Below are 3,504 nucleotides of genomic sequence, written 5' to 3' on the forward strand. Positions count from 1 at the left end.
TATAACACCTCCTCTCTAGGCGATTGGGGGTTTAGTTGCCAAAAAATATTATAACACACCTCAGAAGCCTTTTTAAGCCCCTCTACGCTCGTTTAAATGATTAGGTGTTATTCTATACTTAAATCATTACAATCGCTCCTAAAGGCTCTCAGAGAACTTACAATCCGTTTTCTTTATTCCAATTTCCTTTTGACGATAAGTAACCTGTCGCTGATTTCTGACTGCCGTGTTCGATCGTCAAACTTTCAGTCTGACGACTCGACACGTCTTAGTCTAAATCGCTCAGCTTTTCGTCAAAAGTTTTCTCGGCATAAACCACTCAACTGCTCTAATTATCAAATACCTGTCTCTATAGCAATATCAAAAATATCTGTTATGCCTTGCTCGATACGTGATAATCCTTCTTCAAGTTGATCCAGTTTTTCTAACTTCTTTTCAAGCGCATATAATTCCTGAGATAACTTTAAGAGACTAAGGTCAATATCACTTATCTTAGATAACATTCGATGTTCAAATTGAGTTGAATAATTGCCTTTTTCTTTCGTCAAATATGATTTGATTTTTGCTACACCAGACTCTAAAATCAAATACTGACCTCTTACAAACGCATAATCATCTTCACCTAATTTTTTCCTGTGATATTTCACTAAATCTTTTGAAACACCTAATTCATCAGCGACTTCTCGCATACTCTTTGCCATAGTCATTAACCTCCTGTTTGCAGTGTGGCAAGCGTAGCATATGTATCTAATTTTACTAGGTAAATTTACCACATATACCTTTTCTATTTTATCACATCTTACCAGTCTGGCAAGATTAGCATATGTAGATACACTTCCTAGGAAGTTTTACCTATGCTGTAAAATAGATTTTTGGGGAAATCCCCAATCCCCTTTTTGTCATTGCGTGACTTTTTATAAATCCTTATAAATTAAAAAGTTGACCTAAAAAGGTCAACTTAATCATCTTATTAAACCAATTAAAGCAGAAGGAGAAATCAAACCAATAAAACACTTAGCTCTCTTTCTTTCTACATACACCTTTAATTCTTTTAATTCAGGAACAACATAAAACTCATTACAAACATAGGGATGTAATTTATAAGAAATCAAATTTAAATTTTCATTATTTTCTATAGCTATAGCTGCTTGTAATAAGTGCTTTTTTAAATCATTACTAATATCTAAACTATTATAAGCTTCATGTATTAAATCAAAAAACAATTGCCTCTCATCTAATTTTTTCTTTCTAAAAAAAATCATGGCTTTTGCCCCCAACTAGTCAAATAATCATGACTGGCACCAGCAGAATCAACCCAACCATTTACCATGACTCGTCCAGTATGAGCTGCAACTTCACCCCAATCTACAGAACACTTAGCCAGATTCCTATTTCCCACTTGCCAACAGGTAACTCCATACCCCATATTAGTTACACCATGAACTGCTCCATACCCAAACTCAGGTAATACAGCACTACGAAATCCTATCCCAGAATAGTTAGAAACATCATTAATTTCATCAGCTTTAACTTCCATAGTTCCAATCCAAAAACAAGCCATAGTACCTGCTAAAATGGCTAATTTCCCTACTTTTTTCATAATGAACACCTCCTTCTTTTTCTTAATTTTATTCTACATCCAAAACAGCAAAATAAAAGTCTGTTTTTTCAAATGTTTTTTTGATATAATAAAAGAGTTGGCGAGATTTACCAACTCAATTTTTTATAAAATAATTTTGTTTAGTCGCATTCCAGTATGCGACTATTTTTGTACCTTCCGAAAGGTCATCTTGGTTATCTGAAGTATGCACCAAGTCACCATTCTCGATATCCTCAAGAGCCAATTCTTTTTTGATTTTCTTGAACAAACCACCAAAACCAAGTTGTCTTTTGCGATATAAACCCTGGTATAAATCATCAACCACTTGAGCATTTTCTACGTTAAATTCAATTGGTTTTGTAGGATATTTAGCAGTCTCTAAGATTGCTCCTTTTAGCCCTTTACCAGTTTCTTTAACTGCTCGAACATCTACCATTGGCACGTAGTCCACCTTAAGAGCCTGCGACCACAAATCACCCCATTCAGCTTGGGAGATGTAGTTATTCTTCCCTGAAAAATAACTTGATTTCACCATCAGCAAAACGTGAATATGAGGGTGATATGTTTTTTCTAGTTCATTATGTGTAATCTCGATAGCACGTAAATATCCAAACATATTCTTTTTGACTTTTTTATACATCATCAACCGTCTAAACGCTTCTGTTAATTGACTAAGAGTATCATTTAACCTATCACCCTCTACATTTTTAACCGTCAAGGTCAAGAACAGAAAGCGCCCCTTTGGCTCTTTCTCAATAGCCCTATCAACTATCTGCGAGGTCTGATAAGAATACTTCATAGACCGTCTCCAGTTGCACATAGGGCAAAGTTTATTTTTACAGAAATAAGCTTGATAGAGTTTTAATAAACCATCTGTATTCTTGATGAAATGCAAATACTCACCACACGTTTTTACGTTCTGAACTAAACTATCTCTGTATCCTAAAACATTAAACACATCAACTAGTTTTAAACTCAAGAGTTTTCGCCCCCTCCAGTTTCTATCTTCCCCTTTTTTATTTACATCTTTGAGTATCTGCTCTTGATTTTGATTTTCTGTCATGCTATAATTAACCTGTAATTACAAAGAATATAAAAATACCTTTGCCTTTTTATCCCTTTCTAAAATTAAACTTCAACACTTTAATTATAGATTTCCTGTTATAAAAAGTCAAGGGCATTTTTTTGTCTAAAAAACCAGTATTATCAAGGGTTTGAGGGGTGTCTGAGGGCCACTTTTCAAAATGACGTTATTTCTTAATGTATCAAGATAAGAAGAAACCCTCTTCGAGGGTTTCAAAAAAAGCACCTTAAGGTGCTTTTTATATATTTCAAAACTGAGGGTACAATCGGGGATTTCTCTGAAATACAGATGGCAGCACCTCTACCTGAAGCGACTAAACCGCAACCTTTGAATGACTTGTCGCCAAATCAAACTCAGCCTCAATTATGATTGACCCCTAAAGGTCAGAGAACAAGCTCATCTTTGAACAAATTCCGGTTCTTTACAGCCCGAAGCTGAAGGCAGTCCGGCACCCGACATAATAATATGCCCTTGTTGGCTCGCGTTTCCGTCTGCCCTAAAAATGAGCTTCACACCACCGACCTTATCGCTGAGGTGCCTCACAAGTAGTATATCATATTTTGACATTAACAGTAAAACCATGATACAATAACCTTAACGACAAGCGTGATTAGTCGTGCATATAGCAAAAACCCTAGAGGCCTGTACTCCTCTAGGGTTTCTTTTTTCATCTGCAACGACAACAGACGTGCTGAGAAGGGCAACTATCTTTTCTTCTTGCCTTTGAAATGCTTCTCAATCCATTTCTCACCATACAGTTTCAGAAGTGGTACAACCACTCTGATGACAAGAATAAGCGTGATTATTCTTAGCATATAAC

The 3,504-nt window shown here is 35.6% G+C and carries 4 protein-coding genes; all 4 read right to left on the reverse strand.

Annotated elements, in window-relative coordinates; all coding sequences use genetic code 11:
- Positions 1 to 335: 335 nt before the first annotated feature.
- Complete coding sequence (locus EII23_RS11540; protein WP_124793494.1) at positions 336 to 701, reverse strand: hypothetical protein; 366 nt, start codon at positions 699 to 701, stop codon at positions 336 to 338.
- A 261-nt stretch (positions 702 to 962) separates the two neighbouring features.
- Entirely contained in the window at positions 963 to 1,262 is a 300-nt protein-coding gene (locus tag EII23_RS11545) for a hypothetical protein (protein ID WP_124793495.1), read from the reverse strand.
- Positions 1,259 to 1,600, reverse strand: coding sequence for a hypothetical protein (locus tag EII23_RS11550; RefSeq protein ID WP_124793496.1), 342 nt, complete (start codon positions 1,598 to 1,600; stop codon positions 1,259 to 1,261). The genes EII23_RS11545 and EII23_RS11550 overlap by 4 nt, the downstream gene beginning before the upstream one ends.
- 115 nt (positions 1,601 to 1,715) lie before the next feature.
- Positions 1,716 to 2,663, reverse strand: coding sequence for a protein rep (locus tag EII23_RS11555; protein WP_124793497.1), 948 nt, complete (start codon positions 2,661 to 2,663; stop codon positions 1,716 to 1,718).
- Positions 2,664 to 3,504 lie beyond the last annotated feature (841 nt).

The organism is Desulfovibrio sp. OH1186_COT-070, assembly GCF_003860215.1.
Taxonomy (GTDB): domain Bacteria; phylum Desulfobacterota; class Desulfovibrionia; order Desulfovibrionales; family Desulfovibrionaceae; genus Desulfovibrio.